We start from the raw sequence: 19,003 nt of genomic DNA, 5'->3' as shown, positions 1-19,003 counted from the left end.
ACTCGCGGGCTGCCCCGCGCGGCGTGGCGCCGCTATCCTGCGCCGTTTCTCCGGGAAGGTCCGAAGCCTGTGCGAATCCTGCTTCTGAACGGCAATACCGACGCCGCCATGACCGGCCGCATGCTGCGCCTCGCCGAGGCGGCGCTGCCGGGCCTCGGCCTCGCTCATCTCCGGCTGATTCCAGCGACGGCCCGGTTCGGCGCCCGCTACATCGCCAGCCGCACCGCCGCCGCCATTGCCGGCCATGCGGTGCTGGAGCGGGTCGCCGAACACGCGGGCGCGGTGGAGGCCATCGCCATCGCCTGCTTCGGCGATCCCGGGCTGGACGCGGCGCGCGAGCTGGCCGGCATCCCGGTGACCGGCATGGCCGATGCGAGCCTGCGGGTGGCGCTGGAGATGGCGCCCCGCGTGGCCCTGCTGACCGGCGGCGCGGCCTGGGTGCCGATGCTGGAGGAATTCGCCGCCAGCCGGGGATGCGCGCCCGGCTCGGTCCTGGTGCGCGCGGTGGCGCCGACCGGGGACATGATCGCCCGCGAGCCCGAGCGGGCGCTGGATCTGCTGGCGGCGGAGGCAGCGGAAGCGGTCGCGGCGGGGGCCGGCGTCGTGGTGCTGGGCGGCGCGGGGCTGGCCGGGCTCGCGCCGCGCCTGGCGCCGCGCCTGCCGGTTCCGGTGCTGGACAGTCTGGACTGCCTGCTGCGCGTCGCGGCGCGTCCGCTGCCCGTGCCGCCGGGTCCGGGCGCCACGCCGACCACCGGCCTCGCCCCGGCCCTGGCGGCGCGGCTGGAGCCTTGACGCGGCGCAACATGCCGGCGCACGAAAGCGCCATGTCCAGGACCGATCTTTCCGACCCGCCCCCGCCCTATCACGAGCTGCTCGGCATCCGCCTGATCGAATGGCGGGACGGCTTCGCCCGTGTCGTCTGCGATGCCGGGCCGCAGCACATGAACCGCAGCGGCATCGTCCATGGCGGGGTGATGCTGTCGCTGATCGACCAGGCGGCCGCCTTCGCCGGCCTGTGGTGCAGCGTTCCGGGCAACCTCCGCAAGGCGGTGACCATCGATCTCGACTGCCGCTTCACCGGGCAGGTCAGCGGGGGCGAGATCGTGGCGGAGGGCAAGGTGGTCTCGCGTGGCCGCAACATCTTCTTCGCCCGCACGGAGGTCTTCGACGCCGCGGGCCGGATGGTGGCCTTCGGCGCCTCCACCCACCGCTGGCGCAAGGGCAGCGAGAGCGTCGAGGGCAGCCCGGCCGAAGGCGCCTGACCGTCCCGCCGCCCGCGCCCGCCGAAGCTGGGCCCGATGGAGGACAAGGGCGCCAGGGGACGAAGGCCCTCCTCCCGGGGCCTTCCGGCCCCGAGGCGGGGCCAGGAAGCGGGCTCGCCGCGGGCGCTCCGCCCGGGCTAGGACGCCGCCTCGATCCGCCGCCAGCCCTGCCGCAGCGCGCGGTCCTGGCGACCGAAGGTGAAGATGTTCCCGCCACCCTCGCCCGGTTGGTCCGCCGCGCGGCTGATCGGCTGTCCCGCCAGGTGGCAGAGCAGCAGCGCTCCCACCGCGCCATGCGCGACGATGGCGATATCGCCCGGCGTTCCGGCCAGGCCCAGCACCCGCCCGACCGCCGCCACCATGCGGGCCTGGGCATCGACGGCGCGCTCCCAACCCCGGATGCTCACCTCGGGATGGGCGAAGAACAGGTCCGCCGTGGCCTCGAACTCCGGGCCGGGCAGGAAGCCGGTGGCGCTGCGGTCATTCTCGCCGAGTCCGGCATCGACCACGACCTCGAGCCCGAGCGGCGCGGCCAGGATCGCCGCCGTCTCGCGCGCCTTGCGCTCCGCGCTGCTGGCGACGAGCCGCAGCCTTCGGGCCCAGCTCTGGCGCGGCATGGCCAGGGCCCGCACCCGGCCGCGCTCCGACAGGCCCCAGTCCGGCACCGGGATGGCGGGGTCGATGGCGACCTCGGGATGGGTGATCAGATGGACGAGGCTCATGCGCGCCGCGGCTCCCGCACCGTCAGCAGGATGACGGCGCCGAGCGCCAGGAAGACCAGCACCGTGGCCATGCCGGCGCGCTGGCTCTGCGTCGCCGTGGTCACCGCCGCCAGGGCGGCCGGACCCAGGAAGCCGGTGATGCGGCCCGAGAGCGCGAAGAGGCCGAAATGCGCCGCCACCTCGCCGGGCGGGGCGAGCTGCGCCATGTAGCTGCGCGAGGCCGACTGCGCCGGGCCGAGGAACAGGCCGAGCAGCAGCGCCAGCCCCCAGAAGAGCGTCTTGTCCGTGGTCAGCACCAGGCCGAGGCCGAGGATCAGCAGGGCGGCCAGCGCGGCCAGGATGGTCCGCCGCGAGCCCAGCCGGTCCTCGATCAGGCCGAAGCCGGCGGCGCCGAGGCCGGCGGTGATGTTGAGCGCGATGCCGAAGAGCAGGATCTCCTCGAAGCCCATGCCGAAGACACCGGCGGCGTAGACGGCGCCGAAGGCGAAGAGGGTGTTGAGCCCGTCGGTGTAGAACAGCCGCGCCAGCAGGAAGCGGCCGACGGCCGGGTTGCGCGGCAGGCCGCGCAGCACGCCGGCGATCTCGTCCAGCCCGCGCCGCGCCGCCTCCGCCCAGCCCGGGCGCGGCGGTGGCGGATCGGGGAGCAGGGCCAGCACCGGCCAGCCGAAAAGCAGCATCCAGGCCGCGACCAGCAGGGCGGTGGCGCGCAGATGCTCGGCCGCGTCGCGGTCCAGGCCGAAGAGCGCGGGATCGGGCCGGACCAGCAGCAGCAGGCAGAGCACCAGGCAGGCCAGCCCCCCGGCATAGCCCAGCCCCCAGGCCAGGCCGGAGATGCGCCCGAGCCGCGCCGGGGGTGCCACGCCGGGCAGCATGGCGTTGTAGAAGACCGTGCCCAGCTCGAACCCCACCGTGGCGAGGCCGACGCAGACCAGCGCCTGGACGGCGAAGGCGGGATCGGGCTCGGCGAACCAGAGAAGGCCGGTGCAGAGGGCCGTGAGCAGCGTGCAGAGCAGCAGCATGGCGCGCCGCCGCCCGCCGGCATCGGCCACCGCGCCCAGCACGGGGGAGAGGAGGGCGATGGCAAGGCCCGCCGCCGTCTGCATCCAGCCCCACATCGCCTGCCCCTCGGCGGGCGTGGCGGCGATGCCCTGGGTGAAGTAGGCGGCGATGACGAAGGTGGAGACAACGGTGGGAAAGGCGCTGTTGGCCCAGTCGTAGAGCGCCCAGGCCCAGATCTTCAGGGTCGGATATGCCGGCATGGGCGTGACCATGCCCGGTGGGGGCGGCCATGGCCAGGGGGGCGCCCGGCCATGGCCCAGGGAAAGCGCACGGCCCCTGGCCGGGTTCAGGCCACCTTGGCCAGCTCCCGCACCGCCACGGTGACGCCGGCGAGGTCGGGCCGCGCCGCCGCTTCCTGGGCGATGCGGATGGCCGCCTCCGCCCGGGGCAGGGCGCCGCGCAGCGCGGCCCCGGCCAGCCGGGCCTGCAGCCCCGCGAGGTCGTCCAGCAGCGCCGCCTTGGCGCGGGTGCCGAAGGGGCCGGTGGCGACGGCGCGGTTCGCCGCCTGCCGCAGCGCCGTCAGATGGAAGCCGTCCCCCGCCTCCCGCCAGGCCGCCGCCGCCTGGGCCGGCGGCACCCCGGCCTCGGTGGCGAGCCGGATGATGGCCGGCGCCGCCGCCAGGGCGGGCGCCGCTGCGGCCAGCCGCGCCACCTGCTCCGGCAGGCCCGGGGCGGCCGGCTCGGCGGTGGCGGTCTCGGTGGAGACCAGGCTGGCGACGCCCGGCCGCAGCCGGTCCAGCGCGTCGCGCAGGGGCAGCTCCGTCTCCGGCATGGCCAGCAGGTCGCGCGCCGTCGCCGCCTGCAGCTGCCGCAGCGCCAGCAGGGCGCCGTAGCGCTCCGCCGCCGGCGCCGGGGCGGCATCGGCGGCCCGCGCCGCCTCCTCCAGCCCGAACAGCCGGTCGGCCAGGATGGCGGCGCGGGCGACGCTGCCGGGCTCGCTGCCCGCGGCGAGGCGGGCCAGCTCGGCCGGGCCCAGGCGGTTGGCCACGGCATTGGCCAGGATGGTCGCCAGCAATTCGCGCCGCAGCCGGTGGCGGGCGATGAAGGGGGCGAAGTCGCGCCGCAGCTCGGTGGGGAAATACTCCTCCAGCAGCGGCAGCAGGGCCGGATCGTCCGGCAGGTCGCCGGCCTCGATCGCCTCGGCCAGCCACAGCTTGGCGAAGGGGAGCAGCGCGGACAGTTCCGGCCGGGTGAGCGGCTGGCCGGCGGCGATACGATCGGCCAGGGCCGCGGCGTCCGGCAGGCCGGCCACGGCGCGGTCCAGCAGGCCGATGCCCTCCAGCCGCGCCATCAGCGCCGCATGCGCCGGCAGCGCCTCCGCCCCCGCCGCCGCCTCCAGCGAGATGGCGAGCGACTGCTCGGTGTTGTCGCGCAGCACCAGGGCGCCGACCTCGTCGGTCATGCGGCGCAGCAACTCGTCGCGCTGGCGCAGCGTCAGCGCCCCGGCGGCGATGGCGTCCGACAGCAGGATCTTGATGTTCACCTCGTGATCCGAGGTCGAGACGCCGGCGGAATTGTCGAGCGCGTCGGTGTTGAGGCGCACGCCATGGCCCTCCGCCCCGTGCCGCGCCGCCTCGATGCGCCCGGCCTGGGTGACGCCGAGATTGGCGCCCTCGCCGATGACCCGGGCGCGCACCTCGCGCCCGTCGACGCGGATGGCGTCGTTGGCGCGGTCGCCGGCCTCGGCCTGACTCTCGGAGGCGGCCTTGATGTAGGTGCCGATGCCGCCGAAGTAGAGCAGGTCCACCTTCGCCCGCAGGATCGCCTTCATCACCGTCGCCGGATCGGGCTTCTTCTGCGCGATGCCGAGCAGGGCGCGCGCCTGCGCGGAGAGGGGGATGGAGCGGGCGTTGCGCGGATAGACGCCGCCCCCTTCGCTGACCAGCCGGACATCGTAATCCGCCCAGGAGGAGCGCGGCAGGGCGAAGAGCCGGGCGCGCTCGGCATAGGAGCGTTCCGGGTCCGGGTCGGGGTCGATGAAGATGTGGCGGTGGTCGAAGGCCGCCAGCAGCCGGGTCTTGCGGGACACCAGCAGCCCGTTGCCGAAGACGTCGCCCGACATGTCGCCGACGCCCACCATGCTGAAGGGCTCGGCCTGGATGTCGTGGCCCATCTCGGCGAAGTGCCGCCCGATCATCACCCAGGTACCCTTGGCGGTGATGCCCATGGCCTTGTGGTCGTAGCCCTGGCTGCCGCCGGAGGCGAAGGCGTCGTCCAGCCAGAAGCCGTATTCCTGCGCCAGCCCGTTGGCGATGTCGCTGAAGGTCGCCGTGCCCTTGTCGGCGGCGGCGACGATATAGGGGTCGTCGCCATCGCGGCGGACCACCAGGGGCGGCGGCACCACGGCCTCGCCCTTCAGGTTGTCGGTCACGTCCAGCATGGCGCGGATCAGCGTCCGGTAGGCGGCGATGCCGGTGGCCATGAAGGCCTCGCGGTCGCTGGCCGGCGGCACGGTGCCCTTCAGCACGAAGCCGCCCTTGGCGCCGGTCGGCACGATGACGACGTTCTTGAGCCGCTGCGCCTTCATCAGCCCCAGGATCTCGGTGCGGAAATCCTCGCGACGGTCGGACCAGCGGATGCCGCCGCGCGCCACCGGACCGGCGCGCAGATGGCAGCCCTCCATGTGCGGGGCGTGCACGAAGATCTCGCGCCAGGGGCGCGGCGCCGGCATCTCGCCGCCCTTCGCGCTGTCGATCTTCAGCGCCAGATAGGGCTTGTCCTGATAGAAGTTGGTCCGCAGCACGGCCTCGAGGGCGGTGCGCAGGCGCGAGAGGATGCGGTCGGCATCCGGGTCCTCGATCGTCTCCATCAGCGCCGCCCAGGCGGCCTCGGCGCGGTCCTCGGCCGCCGCGCGATCGCCCTCCGGGGCAGGGTCGAAGCGGGCATGGAACAGGTCGATCAGCAGCCGCGCGGCCTGCGGCGTGGCGGCCAGCGCCGCCTCGACCGAGCCTTGCGCGAAGGTGAAGCCGAGCTGCTTCAGCCAGCGGAACAGGGCGCGCAGCAGCCAGGCCTCGCGCCAGGCCAGGCCGGCCCGCGGCACCAGCCGGTTGAAGCCGTCCACTTCCGCCCGGCCGGACTGCAGCGCCTCCAGCGCCTCCAGCAGGAGCGGGAAGCGCTCCTCGTCGAGCTCGCCGCCGGTTTCCAAGTTGAAGACATGCAGCACGGCGCGGGTCGTCTCGCCCTCGCGCAGGTGGAAGGGCCATTCCTCGATGGCGCGCAGGTCCAGGCTCTCGAAGACCGGCAGCACATCGGCCAGCGGAACCGGCCCGCCGGGATGGGCCAGGCGGAGCACCAGGCTGCGCCGGCCGGTGCCGGGGCGTCGCTCGATCCGCGCCGCCGGGCGGCCGGTCGCCGTGGCCGCCTCCACCAGCCGCAGGTCGGCCAGCGCGGTTTCGGCGCTGTGGAGGTCGGCATAGGCATCGGGGAAGGCCTCGCCCCAGCGGGCCACGGCCTCGGCGGCGGCGGCCTCGCCGCGCTCGGCGGTCAGCGCCTCGCCCAGCCGGTCGGCGAAGGAGCGGGCGGCCTGGGCGACGGCCGCCTCCAGCGCCGTGTCCTCCACCTCGGCCACGGCGCCCGGCACCGTGCCGATGATGTAGTGCACCCGTGCCAGCGGCGTGTCGCCGAGCGCGATGTGGAAGGCGGAGAGGCGGCCGCCGAAGGCGCGGGCGATGATGCCGCCGACCTTCTCGCGCAGGCGGGTGTCGAAGGTGTCGCGCGGCAGCCAGGCGATGGCCGAGATGAAGCGCTCGAAGGGGTCGCGGCGGATCGACAGCGCCGGGCGCGGGCGGATGAACAGGTCGAGCGCCCGGTGGGCGCCGGCCAGGACCGAGGCGTCGTCGGCCTGGAACAGCTCGTCGCGCGGCCAGGTGTCGAGGATGTTGCGCAGCGCGCGGCCGTCATGGCTGTCGGGCTGCACCCCCGCCATGGCCAGGATGCGCTCCACCTTGGAGGCGAGCCAGGGAATGCTGCGCGGGTTGCGATTATACGCCGAGGCGGCGAAGAGGCCGAGGAAGAGTCGCACCCCGGCGACCTCGCCGCCGGGGCCGAAGACCTTGGTGGCGATCACGTCGGCATGCTGCGGGCGATGCACGCGGGCGCGCATATTGGCCTTGGCGATGGCCAGCGGCGCGCCTTCCCGCAGCGAGGCGCGCACGGCGGGCGGCACGGCGGCGAGGTCGCGCAGCGCATCGAAGACCGGCAGGCTCTCGTCGCGCAGCAGGCCCAGGTGATCCTCCGCCATGTCCGGCGCGCCGTCACGGCCGAAGCGGATCAGCCGGTGGCCGAGAAAGACGAAGTTGTCCTCCGCGAGCCAGGCGAGGAAGGCGCGGCCGGCCTCGATATCGGCGCCCGCATCGCCGCCGGCGCCGATCTCCCCGCCGGCCTGACGGAGCCGCTCCAGCACGGCGGGGAAGTCCCGCACCGCCAGCCGGACCTCGGTCAGGGCGCGGTTCAGCGCCGCCTCGGTGGCCGCCCAGCCCTCCCGCGGCGGCTCGCCGCCGCCGATCTGGCGCGCTTGGCCGGGGGCGATCTCGATATGCATCAGGCTTTCGGCAGTGCCCTCGGGGGCGAATTCGAGCAGCCGCCCGGCCGCGTCGCGCCGGACGCGCAGCACCGGATGCAGGAGCCGGTGCGGCGTGCGGCCGGAGAGCGCCAGGGCCGCCAGGACGCTGTCGACCAGGAAGGGCATGTCCTCGGTGGCGATCTCGGCCACCGCCACGGCGCCCCGCCCGGGCCCCGGCGGCAGGAGCCGCACCTTGGCGCTGCCGGGCTGCCGCTCGGCGGCATGGGCGAAAAGGCTGGCGGCGGCCCGGGCCAGCCGTTCCGGCGGCTCGGCCGCCAGCTCCGCGGTGGGCAGGGCCTCGCTCAGCCGGTGCAGCAGTTCGGTGGCCGCCGGGGGGAGGTCGGGCGCGTGTCGGTGCAGGGCCTCGACAGCCGCGCGCAGCAGCTCGACGCGTACCCCGCCACCGTGGATATCGCCTTCCGGCATGCCCTTCGCCTCCTTCGCTCGGTTTCAGCCCTTCTGGCAGGATCGGCCGCCGGGCTATCCGGTTCAAGGCATGGCGTGCCGCTTTTCTTGGCAGGCTGCATGATTCTTTGGCGTCGATGGGCGGTCGGAGAGGAGATGTCAGGGGGAGCCGGACCCCTCCTCGACCCCCCTGGCCGCCGCCGCCCTTCCAGGGTTAACCTGCGGCCATGACCCTGACGCTCGCCGATCTCCTCGCCCCGATCACGCCGGAGCAGTTCTTCGCCGAGTATTATGACAAGCAGCCGCTGCACGTTCAGGGCGGCGCCGCCAAGTTCGCCGCGGTGCTGTCCTGGCGGCAGATCAACCGCCTGCTGGACCAGACGCACATCTGGTCCAGCCAGTCGCTCAAGCTGGTGCTGGACGGCACGCCGGTGCCGCCCGAGCAGTACTGCGTCCGCGCCACCGGGCGGGACAACACCCCGGTGCAGCAGCCGGATGCGCGGATGGTGGCGCAATGGGTCGGGCGCGGCGCCTCGATCGTGATGAACGACGTGGACAGCCTGACGCCGGGCCTCGCCGCCGTCTCGGACGCGCTGGAGGAGGCCGGGCTCGGCAAGGCCCAGGCCAATGTCTACATCTCCTGGCAGAGCCATAAGGCCTTCCCCTCCCATTTCGACACGCATGACGTCTGGGCCGTCCAGGTCGAGGGCGAGAAGAGTTGGAACATCTGGGAGGGGCGGGCCGAATGGCCGATCGCCCATCCCGCCTTCCGCAGCCTGGGCCAGGCGCATCACGACCAGGCCAAGGGGAGGCTGCGCGGCAAGGTGACGGTGAAGGCCGGCGACCTGCTCTACCTGCCGCGCGGCTGGTACCATGACGCCCTGGCCGAGGCGCCGAGCTCGGTCCACATCGCCTATGGCGTCAGTGCGCCGCTGGGGATGGACCTGATGAACATGCTGCTGGAGCGGGTGCTGTACGAGCCCGCCTTCCGCCAGCCCCTGCCGCGGCAGGACGGCAGCGCGGCGGCGAGGTTCGCCCTCACCAGCCGCGCCGCGCAGCTGGGCCAGCGCCTGTCGGAGCTGACGCGCGACCCGAAGGTGATGGAGGTGCTGGCGAAGTTCGTCGCCGACTACCGCCATCGCCGGGGCGGCAACGACCTGCTGGCGGCGCGCGGCATCGCCCCGGCGGCGGCCGGTGCCGGCCCCGCCGGAGGGGGTGCCGAGGCCGAGGGCGCGGCCTTCCGCGTGCTGGTGCCGGGGGCCAAGGCGGTGCGGCGCGGCGCCGAATGGGTGCTGAAGGCGCCGGGCGGGGCGGTGACGCTCGCCCCCGCCGAGGCCGAGGCGGCGAACTGGCTGCTGAGCCGCCCGGACAGTACCGAGACCGAGTTGCGTTCGGCCCATCCCGCCGTGGAGGCCGCCGCGCTGCTGCGGCGCCTGGCCCAGTCCGGAGTCCTGGCCCCGACATGATGCCTCTTCTGTTGCCGGCCCTCCTGCTGGCCCTGGCCGCCAGTTCCGCCGCGCTGGCGCAGCCGCGCGAGTTCAACTGCGTCGGCGCCGAGAAGCTGGAGGACGATGTCTTCGAGGTGCCCTTCGCGCCCCGCAGCGCCCGGCCGGGCGAGGCCGCCCGCACCCCGGTGGCGGCCGCCGCCGCCCTGGCCCGGGAGAATCCGGCCCGCAACCTCTGCGTCCTCGGACATGCGGTGCGGGAAGGGGGGCAGGCCACCAGCACCCAACTCGCGGCACAGCGGGCGCGGGAGATCTCGGAGATGCTCTCCGTCGAGCATGGCATCGAACGGGACCGCATCCGCGCCGAGGCGCGCAACCCGGGCTTCGCCACCCGCACGCCCAACCGCGAGGCGCGCAGCGTCACCATCGTCGTGCTTCCCTGAACCACCCCCCCCGGGGCGCGGCGGCAACCCGGCGGGGGATCGTCGCGCTAGCCTTCCGGCGGCGACCCCGCGCGCGGAGGCGGCGGGAGGGCGCGCGCCGTGCAGAAGAAGGACGCCCCATGCCCCGCGACATCGCTCAACGCCTTACCGCCGCCTGCCGCGTCGAGCACGGCAAGGACTTCCGGCTGGCCGACCACCCGACCCGACACAAGACCGACGACCTGGATCGCGGCGATGCCAAGAAGCTGCTGCAGGAAGGCGTGGCCCGCCTCTCGGAACTGCAGGATCGGCTCTACGCCCAGGACCGCCACGCGGTCTTCGTCATGTTCCAGGCGATGGACGCCGCGGGCAAGGACGGGGCCATCAAGCACGTGTTCACCGGCCTCAATCCGCAGGGTTGTCAGGTCCATGCCTTCAAGGCGCCGGGGCCGGTCGAACTCGACATGGACTTCATGCGCCGTCATGTGCTGCGCCTGCCGAGTCGCGGGATGATCGGCATCCACAACCGCTCCTGGTATGAGGAGGTGCTGGTGGTGCGGTTGCATCCCTCCATCCTGGAGCGGCAGAAGCTGCCGCCCGAGGTGGTCTCGCCGGAGATCTGGGACCAGCGGCTGGAGGATATCGCCGCCTATGAGCGCTATCTCGCGCGGCAGGGCATGGTGGTTCTGAAGTTCTTCCTGCACCTGAGCCCGGAGGAGCAGCGCCGACGCTTCCTCGACCGCATCCGCGAGCCCGAGAAGAACTGGAAGCTGGAGCCTTCAGACATCGCCGAGCGGCGGCACTGGACGGCCTATCAGGAGGCTTATGAGGCGGCGATCCGCGCCACCGCCGCGCCGCACGCGCCCTGGTATGTGGTGCCGGCGGACCAGAAGTGGATGACCCGGCTGATCGTCGTCGAGGCCATGATCGAGGCGCTCGAGGGCATCGATCCGCATTACCCGAAGATGACCGAGGCGGGCCTGAAGGCCATGGCGGAGGCCAGGCAGGCGCTGGAGGCGGAGACCGACCCGGTCTCCTGAAACGCGGCGGGCGCGGAACCGGCCTTGCGGTTCCGCGCCCTGACCGGGTGCTATCCGGTCCGGCGGCCGGTTCAGTCCCAGCGGCGGGACGTCAACAGGCCCAGCACGTAGCCGATGGCGCCGACGATCAGCAGCGAGGTCACCGGCTGCTGCTCCACCACGCGGACCACCCGCTCCCCGGCATGCTGGGCATAGTCCTTGGCCTCGCCATAGGCTTCCTGGGCGCGGCCGGCGACCTGCTTGGCCAGCCCCTCGGCCTGGTGCTGCTCGTCGCCGGTCAGCTTGCCGAAGCCTTCCTGCACACGGCCGGTGACGTCGCGGGTGGTGCCTTCGATACGGTCGCTGTTCATGATGATGTTGTTCCTCTCAGGTTCGATCAACGATAGGCGCTGCGGGCCAAAGGGCGGTCGGCATAGGTGGCGCGGGTTCCGGCGCGTGCGCCCAGGATGGCGACGATGGCGCCCAGCAGCAGGGTGCCGAAGGCGAAGTAGGCGGCGAGGGAGGCCGCGCGGGCCGCGGCATCGGCCGCCTCGCGGGCCTGCCGCTCCGCCTGCTCCAGAGTCTGCTGCGCCTGCTGCTCGGCCTGCTGGATGCGAGCCCGCGCCTCGTCGGGGCTGACGCCCGCCTCGGCGGCCACCAGGTTCACCAGGCGGTCGCGGTCCTGCTGGGGCAGCTGGCCATCCGTCAGGCGCTGGCCCACCAGCCGGCCGATCTCGGCCTTGCGCTGGTCACTGTTCATCTGTGCCGGGTCGCCGCCGGTGGCGGTGAGGGCGTTGCGCGCGCGGTCGATCACCTGCTGCGCGGCGGATTGCAGCGTGTCATTGCCGGTGCGCTCGGAAACCTCGCTGCCGGCGGCGGAGGCCAGGTTGCCCGCCCCGCGCGCCGCGCCGCCGACGATGCTGCTGACGCCGCTGCCCACGGTGGAGATGGCGCTGCCCGCGACGCTGCCCAGCACGAGGGCGGTGAGCAGGGTGGTGGTTCCCCAGGTGGCCAGGCCGTGCAGCGTGCCGTCCGTGCCGTCGGCGGTGCCGGAAAGGCGCGCCGCCGCATAGGCGCCGAGGCCGAGGCCGATCAGGTTGGAGAGCAGCAGCCAGATGCCACCGCCGATGCCGAAGCTGCTGGCTTCGGGCGTCGTCTGCTGGGTGGTGTCCACCAGGTTGGCGCCAATGGCGGCGCCCAGGATATTGAGGGTCGCGCCCACCGAGATGGCGATCACGGTGCCGGCGAAAACGGCTCCCCAGGAGATGCGGGTGTGCAGGCTGGGTGCGCCCTGGACGCTGGCCCCATAGGAATCTGCGGTCGTGCTGCTTGGCATCGGTTCCATCTCCGGCCGGTCAGGGCCAGTCTGAAGGCTTTCCTGGTCGCGCGCCGGGGAGCCGGCGCGGCGGAGCGGCGGCGCGGAGCGAGCGTCCGGGGGCGCGCGATGGCGGCGCCCCCGGCCGGTCGTCTTCTGGCCGCCTCAGCAGGCTGCAGCGATCAGCGGCTGACGGTATCCCGCGCCGCGTCCTTGACCTTGCCGGCGGCGCTCTGCGCCTTGCCCTCGGCCTTGTCGGCCTTGCCTTCGATCTCGGTCGAGGTGCTGCCGGTCACCTTGCCGGCGGCTTCCTTGATGGCGCCCTTGGCCTGCTTGGCGGCGCCCTCGATGCGATCCTTGTCGACCATGGCTTTCCTGCTTTCATTGTCGGCGCGGCAGAATTGCCGCCCGGCCACTCATCATGGTGGCTCTGACAGGGAAACGGCCGGGGCCTTGCATTGGTTGCGACAGCGCTTCCCGCAACACGGGAGGCCCGGGGGAGCGGCAGGCAGGAAGCGCCGGTGCCGCGACGAGCGTCGGTCAGCCGCCGCTGGGCAGCCGGCCCCGCAGGATGGCGCGGGCGCGCTCCAGGTCCTCGGGCGTATCGACGCCGAGCGGCACCTCGGCCACCTCCATCGCGTCGATCCGCATCCCCGCCTCCAGGGCGCGGAGCTGCTCCAGCTTCTCGCGCTGCTCCAGGGTGGACGGCGGCAGCCGGACGAAGCGCGCCAGCGCCTCGCGCCGCCAGGCATAGAGGCCGATATGGTGGTAGAGCGGCCCCTCGCCCCAGGGTGCCTGGGCGCGGGTGAAATAGAGCGCGCGGAAGCGTCCCGCCCCGAGCGGCGTGCCCACCATCTTGACCACGCTGGACGCCTCGCGCTCCTCCTGGCGCAGGATCGGCGCGACAGCGGTGCCGATGGCCACCTCCGGGTCCGAGAGCGGCTGCGCGGCGGCGCGGATGGTGGCGGGGGCCACGGTCGGCAGGTCACCCTGCACGTTGATCACGGCATCGAAGCGATGCTCGGCGTCGATCCGGTTCAGCGCCTCGAAGACCCGGTCGGAGCCGGAGGGATGGTCCGGCGCGGTGAGCACCGCCTGCCCGCCGGCGGCCCGCACGGCCTCGGCGATGGCCGGCGTGTCGGTGGCGATCCAGACCGGGGCGACATCGGCCTCGACGGCGCGGCGCCAGACGGCGACGATCATCGGCTCGCCATGCAGATCGGCCAGCGGCTTGTTGGGCAGGCGCGTCGCCGCCAGCCGCGAGGGGATCAGGACGACGGGGTTCACGCCGACGCCTCCGCCTGCTGCGCCTTGCTCAGCCGGTCGAGCGCGATCAGCTGGGCCAGCAGCGGTTCGAACGCGGCGAGCGGCACCATGTTGGGGCCGTCCGAGGGAGCGCGGTCCGGGTCCTGGTGGGTCTCGATGAACAGCCCGGCGACGCCCACCGCCACGGCGGCGCGCGCGAGGACGGGGACGAACTCCCGCTGCCCGCCGGAGGAACCGCCCTGGCCGCCCGGCTGCTGCACCGAATGGGTGGCGTCGAAGATCACCGGCGCGCCGGTGCGGGCCATGACCGGCAGGCCACGGAAGTCGGAGACCAGCGTGTTGTAGCCGAAGCTGGTGCCGCGGTCGGTCAGCAGCACATTCGGATTGCCCGCGCCGGTCAGCTTCTCGACCACATGGGCCATGTCCCAGGGCGCCAGGAACTGCCCCTTTTTGACATTGACGGCCCGGCCGGTGGCGGCGGCGGCCAGCAGCAGGTCGGTCTGGCGGCAGAGGAAGGCCGGGATCTGCAGGATGTCCACCACCTCGGCCACCGGCGCGCAGTGCTCGCGCTCGTGCACGTCGGTCAGCACGGGCAGGCCGAGGCTCTCGCGGATCTCGGCGAACACCGGCAGGGCGGCCGCCATCCCCATGCCGCGCGCGGCGCTGGCGCTGGTGCGGTTCGCCTTGTCGAAGGAGGTCTTGTAGACGAGGCCGATGCCGAGCCGGGCCGCGATCTCCCTCAGCGCCTGCGCCGTCTCGAGCGCGTGCTGGCGGCTCTCCATCTGGCAGGGGCCGGCGATGACGGCCACGGGCAGGTGGTTGCCGAAGCGGACGGCGCCGACCTCGACGATGGGATTGGGGGGGAGCATGACGCGGCCTCCGGAAACACGGCGAGGCCGGGCGCGCGCCCACCCTCGTCCGATAGATCAGCGCTTACTTAACCGCCGGGGCCGGCGCGGGCCAGCCGCCGCCGCCCGGGGCCGTTCGTTCAGTGCCGCTCGTAGAGCAGCCGGGCGCGCAGCGTGCCGGGGATCTCGCGCAGCGCCGCCAGCACCGCCTCGGGCTCCAGCACCTGCTCCGCATCGACCACGACATAGCCGATCTCGGGATCGGTCTGCAGATACTGGGCGCTGATGTTCAGGCTGAAGCGGCTGAACACCTCGTTCATCGCCGCCAGCACGCCGGGGGCGTTGCGGTGGACATGCATGAAGCGGGTGCCGGAGGGCCGCGCCGGCAGCGTCACCTCGGGGAAGTTGACCGCGCCCAGCGTGGCGCCGGTGTCCGAATAGTCGGAGAGCTTGCGCGCCGTCTCCTCGCCGATGCGATCCTGCGCCTCCTCGGTGCTGCCGCCGATATGCGGCGTCAGGATGACGTTGGGCAGGCCCTGCAGCGGGGAGGAGAAGCGCTCGCCATTGCGCTTCGGCTCCTCGGGGAAGACATCGGCGGCGGCGCCGAGCAGATGGCCGGTGCGCAGCGCATCGGCCACCGCCTGCAGATCCACCACCTTGCCGCGGGCATTGTTGATCAGGATGGTGCCGGGCCGCATGGCGGCGACCTCGGCGGCGCCGATCATCCCCTCGGTGGCGGGGGTCTCGGGGACATGGAGGCTGACCACATCGGCGGCGCCGAGCAGATCGGTCAGGCTGGCGGCGGCGACGGCATTGCCGTGCGGCAGCTTGGGCACGGTGTCGAAATAGACCACGCGCATGCCCAGCGCCTCGGCCATGACCGAGAGCTGGCTGCCGATATTGCCGTAGCCGACGATGCCGAGCGTCTTGCCGCGCACCTCGCGGCTGTTCGCCGCCGACTTGTCCCAGCCGCCCTCATGCGCGCTGCGGGAGCGGTCGGGGATGCGTCGCAGCAGCATGATGATCTCGCCCATCACCAGCTCCGCCACGCTGCGGGTGTTGGAGAAGGGGGCGTTGAAGACCGGGATGCCGAGGTTCTTGGCGGCGCCGAGATCGACCTGGTTGGTGCCGATGCAGAAGCAGCCGACGGCGATCAGCCGGTCCGCCGCCTCCAGCACCTCGCGCGTGAGCTGGGTGCGGGAGCGGATGCCGAGGAGATGGACGCCCTGCAGCGCCTGCTTCAGCGCCTCGCCTTCCAGGGCCTTCGACTCGCGCTGGACATTGGTGTAGCCGGCGGCGGCCAGCAGCGAGAGGGCGGTATCCGCCACCCCTTCCAGCAACAGGATCCGGATGCGGTCCTTCGGCAGCGAGATCCGCTGGTTCGAGAGTTGCGGCGGCAGGGAGTTCGGCATGGCGCGCTGGATCTTCGACATGGGCGGGTTCAATGCCCCGGCGACGGGCTTTCGAGAAGTGCGAAACGCTCGGACGAGGCCCGCGTCGGCGGTCAGGCCCGTGGGGGGCGCTTCGCCCCGTCCAGAAACATGGGGTGCGGGGAGCCATGCGGAAGACGGGCGGCTCGGAGCCGGATTCGCCTTGTGGCGCCGGCCGCCCCGGCCCATGTCCCGGTCTCATGCTCCGCCATCCGAAGAAGCGGGGAACGAATGGAGATTCCGACATGGCTGTCGAAATGATGGAACTGCCGCCGGCCGGGCGCCGGCGGGTGATGATGGATGCGCTGGGCGAGATCGCCCGGGGCGAACTGATCGAGCGCCTGCGGCTGGACGCGGCGGCGCGCATCCTGGACACCGCCCGCCGGGCGCGGGCCCTGGGCGGGCAGGATATGCCGCCGCCGGAGGCCCTGGCCGGCTGGGATGCGGAGGCCGTGACCGCGCGCGAGCACGCCGAGTCCCTCTCGCCCGTCAGGCTGGACGGCCTGCTGCGGGAGGCCCCGCGCTGGGCCGCGGCCCTGCTGCGCGGGACGGCGGCCCGGCCCCTGGCCGCCTGAGACGCTCCCGGACCGGGATCAGGGCCGCCGCCGGCCGAGATCCCAGGGGGCGCGATGGGCCTCCTCCAGGGCCTCGGCCCGGCTGAGCCCGATGTCCTTGAGCATCCGCGCGTCCATCTCGGCCAGCTGCTGGCGGGTCTCGATGGCGTGCAGGGCGCGGCGGAGGAAGGCCCTCCAGCCGGCGGCGGCCGGGCGGGCGGAGACCCGTGCGGCCAGAGCGCGAGGGGTGGCGCAGTTCGAGGGCGGGGGAGGGCTGAGATAGGCGGACATGGCCTGTGGCCTTTCCTCTCAGGGTGGCGGATGCCATCAGGATGGATGCGCCATCGACATAAGAAAAACGAATTGTTTTGACGGAGGGCATCAGCATCGTTGATGCTGATCCCATGCTTGCCCTCCCGCCAGGCCTGGACCCCGACCTGCTGCGCTCCTTCGTGCTGATCGCCGAGGGCGCGAGCGTGACCCGCGCCGCGCAGCGCGTGGGGCGAACCCAGTCTGCCGTCTCGATGCAGATGCGCCGGCTCGAGGAGATGCTCGGCCAGCCGCTGCTGGTGCGGGGCGCGCGCGGCTTCTCCCTGACGCCGCACGGCGCCTGGCTGCTGGACCGCGCCCGCCCCTGGCTCAGCATGCATGACGAGATGCTGGCCAATTTCCGCACGCCCGAGATCGCCGGGCTGATCCGCCTGGGCACGCCGGACGACTATGTCCTGCTGTGGCTGCCCGAGATTCTGGCCCGCTTCGCCGAGGCGCATCCGGCGGTGGAACTGGAGGTGATCTGCGCGCCCTCCAACGAGCTTCTGGAGCGAATGGAGCGTGGCGAGCTCGACCTCAGCCTCTACTCGGCCGGCAATGAGCGCGAGCCGCGCGCCGGCCTCACGCTCTGGCGCGGTCCGCTGCAATGGGTGGGTTCGGTGGCGCATGCGGTGCACCGCCAGCGGCCGCTGAAGCTGTCGCTGGCGCAGCCCAGCTGCGTCTGGCGCACCGCGGCGACGACGGCGCTCGACGCCGCCGGGGTGCCCTGGCGCCTCACCTACAGTTCCAGCGCGCAGATGGGCACCCATGCCGTGGTCCTGGCGGGGCTCGCCATCACGGTCGGGCTGGCGGCCCCCCTGCCGCCGGGGCTGAGGATGCTCGATGCCGCGGACGGGCTGCCGGCGCTGCCGGAATTCGAGATCGCCCTGGCCCGGGCCTCGGAGAGTTCCTCGGCGCGGGCCCTGGAGCGCCACATCGTGGAGGGCTTCCGCCACGAGCCCGGTGGGCTGCCAAACGGCGCTTGATGACAGCGGCGGGGCAGTGCTCTCCTTCACTTGAAGGGGAGAGGGAGCCTGCATCGGGTGTCCGGCCGCGACGAGGGTCCAGCGGACCTGATCGCAGGCCGCGGCCGGTACGGAGCCGTTCTCTCCTTTCGTCCAAGAAAGAAGACCGCCGACGGGCCTGCCCCGGCGGCGAATGAGAGAGGATGAGACGGGAATGTTCATCAAGCGCCGAGGCCTGCTGGCGGCGGGCACGGGGTTGCTGGCGATGCCGGGGGTCCTGCGGGCCGAGACCGGCTGGCCGGACAAGACCATCCGCCTGATCGTCGCCTGGCCCCCGGGGGGCAGCACCGATACGGTCGCGCGGATCTTCCAGCCGCGGTTGCAGGAGATCCTGGGACGGGCCGTGGTCATCGAGAACCGCGGTGGCGCCTCCGGCGCCATCGGGGCCGGCGAGGCGGCGCGGGCCGAGCCGGACGGCTATACCTGGTTGCTGGCCTATGACACCCAGGCCACCAACGAGAGCGTGATGCGGCTGCCCTTCCGCACCATGGAGGCCTTCACGCCGGTCAGCCTGGTGGCGACGGGGCCGCTGGCCCTCGTGGCGCATCAGAGCACCCCCTTCCGCAGCTACGCCGACATCGTCAAGGCGGCCAAAGCGGCCCCGAACACGCTGAACTTCGCCACCAGCGGCGTCGGCGGCCTGGCGCATGTGGCGACCACCCTGCTGCAACAGCAGGGGGACTTCCGCATGGTGCATGTCCCCTATCGCGGGGGCGGGCCGGCGACGCAGGATGCCGTGGCGGGCCACGTGCCGCTGTTCATGTCCAACGTGGTGGTGATCAACCAGCACATCCGCTCCGGCGTGCTGCGCCCCATTGGCGTCACGACTCGGGGCGAGACGCGCCACGTGCCGGGCGTGCAAAGCTTCGCGCAACAAGGGGTGGGAGACTTCGAGGCGCCGACCTGGTGGGCCTTCCTCGGGCGCGCCGGCACGCCCAAGCCGATCGTGGACAAGATGCAGGCGGCGCTGGCCAGGACCCTCGCCGAGCCGGCCGTCCGGCAGAAGATCGAGGAGCAGGGCGCCGACGTGAAAGCCACGGGGCCGGAGGAATGCGGCCGCTTCCTGGAAGGCGAGATCGCCAAGTGGGGCAAGGTGATCCGGGAGAATGACATCCGCGCCGACAGCTGAGGCGCATGGGGAGGGCCGCCACGCCGCGGCCCTCGTTCCGGAAGAGGAATGGTAAAAAAAGGGGTTTGACGGGATGCGGGATGCCCCGTAAAAGCCCGTCCACGCCGCCGGTTGGCGCTGCTGAACGGCGAACGGACTTCGATTGGCTGATGATAGAGGGGTTGACGGGCGGCCGAAGGGCTCCTAGATACGCCTTCCTCTGCTGAGCGGAGAGGCTACGGGCTTCGGCCCA

18 protein-coding genes are annotated in these 19,003 nt (G+C 73.0%); 8 read left to right on the top strand and 10 right to left on the bottom strand.

Annotated elements, in window-relative coordinates:
• Positions 1 to 69 precede the first annotated feature (69 nt).
• Positions 70 to 792, top strand: a complete 723-nt coding sequence (locus D9598_RS18515; protein ID WP_198368029.1) for an aspartate/glutamate racemase family protein — start codon at positions 70 to 72, stop codon at positions 790 to 792.
• 32 nt (positions 793 to 824) lie between these two features.
• Positions 825 to 1,262 carry a PaaI family thioesterase gene (locus tag D9598_RS18510; protein ID WP_198368028.1) on the top strand — a complete coding sequence of 146 codons (438 nt, stop codon included), beginning with the start codon at positions 825 to 827 and terminating at the stop codon, positions 1,260 to 1,262.
• A 137-nt stretch (positions 1,263 to 1,399) separates the two neighbouring features.
• Here D9598_RS18510 and D9598_RS18505 read toward each other — a convergent pair whose 3' ends face one another.
• The 3 genes from D9598_RS18505 to D9598_RS18495 all read right to left on the bottom strand — a co-directional run bounded on the left by D9598_RS18505 (position 1,400) and on the right by D9598_RS18495 (position 8,030).
• Complete coding sequence (locus tag D9598_RS18505; RefSeq protein WP_198368027.1) at positions 1,400 to 1,984, bottom strand: histidine phosphatase family protein; 585 nt, start codon at positions 1,982 to 1,984, stop codon at positions 1,400 to 1,402.
• Positions 1,981 to 3,243 (bottom strand): MFS transporter, encoded by a 1,263-nt coding sequence (locus D9598_RS18500; protein ID WP_198368026.1) that lies wholly within the window; start codon positions 3,241 to 3,243, stop codon positions 1,981 to 1,983. Before D9598_RS18500 ends, D9598_RS18505 begins: the two co-directional genes overlap by 4 nt.
• An 86-nt stretch (positions 3,244 to 3,329) precedes the next feature.
• The gene (locus tag D9598_RS18495; RefSeq protein WP_198368025.1) at positions 3,330 to 8,030 is read right to left on the bottom strand and encodes an NAD-glutamate dehydrogenase domain-containing protein; all 4,701 of its coding nucleotides are present in this window, start codon (positions 8,028 to 8,030) and stop codon (positions 3,330 to 3,332) included.
• A 206-nt stretch (positions 8,031 to 8,236) separates the two neighbouring features.
• Here D9598_RS18495 and D9598_RS18490 point away from each other — a divergent pair, with 206 nt between their 5' ends.
• The 3 genes from D9598_RS18490 (at position 8,237) to D9598_RS18480 (ending at position 10,916) form a co-directional block, all read left to right on the top strand.
• Positions 8,237 to 9,475 (top strand): cupin domain-containing protein, encoded by a 1,239-nt coding sequence (locus tag D9598_RS18490; RefSeq protein WP_198368024.1) that lies wholly within the window; start codon positions 8,237 to 8,239, stop codon positions 9,473 to 9,475.
• Positions 9,472 to 9,897, top strand: coding sequence for an OmpA family protein (locus tag D9598_RS18485; protein WP_198368023.1), 426 nt, complete (start codon positions 9,472 to 9,474; stop codon positions 9,895 to 9,897). Before D9598_RS18490 ends, D9598_RS18485 begins: the two co-directional genes overlap by 4 nt.
• A gap of 119 nt (positions 9,898 to 10,016) precedes the next feature.
• A complete protein-coding gene (locus D9598_RS18480) occupies positions 10,017 to 10,916 on the top strand; it encodes a PPK2 family polyphosphate kinase (RefSeq protein ID WP_198368022.1) in 900 nt (299 codons plus the stop codon).
• 71 nt (positions 10,917 to 10,987) lie between these two features.
• Here D9598_RS18480 and D9598_RS18475 read toward each other — a convergent pair whose 3' ends face one another.
• The 6 genes from D9598_RS18475 to serA form a co-directional block, all read right to left on the bottom strand.
• A complete protein-coding gene (locus D9598_RS18475; RefSeq protein ID WP_198368021.1) occupies positions 10,988 to 11,266 on the bottom strand; it encodes a CsbD family protein in 279 nt (92 codons plus the stop codon).
• Positions 11,267 to 11,292: 26 nt separating this feature from the next.
• A complete protein-coding gene (locus D9598_RS18470; RefSeq protein ID WP_232477430.1) occupies positions 11,293 to 12,231 on the bottom strand; it encodes a hypothetical protein in 939 nt (312 codons plus the stop codon).
• Between the two features lie 161 nt (positions 12,232 to 12,392).
• Positions 12,393 to 12,578, bottom strand: a complete 186-nt coding sequence (locus tag D9598_RS18465) for a CsbD family protein (RefSeq protein ID WP_198368020.1) — start codon at positions 12,576 to 12,578, stop codon at positions 12,393 to 12,395.
• Between the two features lie 172 nt (positions 12,579 to 12,750).
• The gene (locus D9598_RS18460; RefSeq protein ID WP_198368019.1) at positions 12,751 to 13,497 is read right to left on the bottom strand and encodes a 3-deoxy-manno-octulosonate cytidylyltransferase; all 747 of its coding nucleotides are present in this window, start codon (positions 13,495 to 13,497) and stop codon (positions 12,751 to 12,753) included.
• Positions 13,494 to 14,345: a 3-deoxy-8-phosphooctulonate synthase gene (kdsA, locus tag D9598_RS18455; RefSeq protein WP_198368018.1), complete on the bottom strand. Its 852-nt coding sequence runs from the start codon at positions 14,343 to 14,345 to the stop codon at positions 13,494 to 13,496. The genes D9598_RS18460 and kdsA overlap by 4 nt, the downstream gene beginning before the upstream one ends.
• Before the next feature lie 119 nt (positions 14,346 to 14,464).
• On the bottom strand, positions 14,465 to 15,757 hold the full coding sequence (serA, locus tag D9598_RS18450; protein WP_232477429.1) for a phosphoglycerate dehydrogenase: 1,293 nt from the start codon (positions 15,755 to 15,757) through the stop codon (positions 14,465 to 14,467).
• 242 nt (positions 15,758 to 15,999) lie between these two features.
• Here serA and D9598_RS18445 point away from each other — a divergent pair, with 242 nt between their 5' ends.
• On the top strand, positions 16,000 to 16,329 hold the full coding sequence (locus D9598_RS18445) for a hypothetical protein (RefSeq protein WP_198368017.1): 330 nt from the start codon (positions 16,000 to 16,002) through the stop codon (positions 16,327 to 16,329).
• Between the two features lie 18 nt (positions 16,330 to 16,347).
• Here D9598_RS18445 and D9598_RS18440 read toward each other — a convergent pair whose 3' ends face one another.
• The gene (locus tag D9598_RS18440) at positions 16,348 to 16,599 is read right to left on the bottom strand and encodes a DUF1127 domain-containing protein (RefSeq protein WP_198368016.1); all 252 of its coding nucleotides are present in this window, start codon (positions 16,597 to 16,599) and stop codon (positions 16,348 to 16,350) included.
• A 113-nt stretch (positions 16,600 to 16,712) separates the two neighbouring features.
• On the opposite strand from D9598_RS18440, the gene D9598_RS18435 reads away from it, so the two are divergent.
• Together D9598_RS18435 and D9598_RS18430 are read left to right on the top strand one after the other, a co-directional pair.
• Entirely contained in the window at positions 16,713 to 17,603 is an 891-nt protein-coding gene (locus D9598_RS18435) for a LysR substrate-binding domain-containing protein (protein WP_198368015.1), read from the top strand.
• Between the two features lie 193 nt (positions 17,604 to 17,796).
• Entirely contained in the window at positions 17,797 to 18,771 is a 975-nt protein-coding gene (locus D9598_RS18430) for a tripartite tricarboxylate transporter substrate-binding protein (protein WP_198368014.1), read from the top strand.
• Positions 18,772 to 19,003 lie beyond the last annotated feature (232 nt).

It is taken from the genome of Roseomonas sp. KE0001 (genome assembly GCF_016107285.1).
In the GTDB taxonomy this organism is placed as follows: Bacteria; Pseudomonadota; Alphaproteobacteria; order Acetobacterales; family Acetobacteraceae; genus Pseudoroseomonas.
Note: the sequence above shows the minus strand (reverse complement) of the source record. Positions and strands in the feature narration are given on the sequence as shown.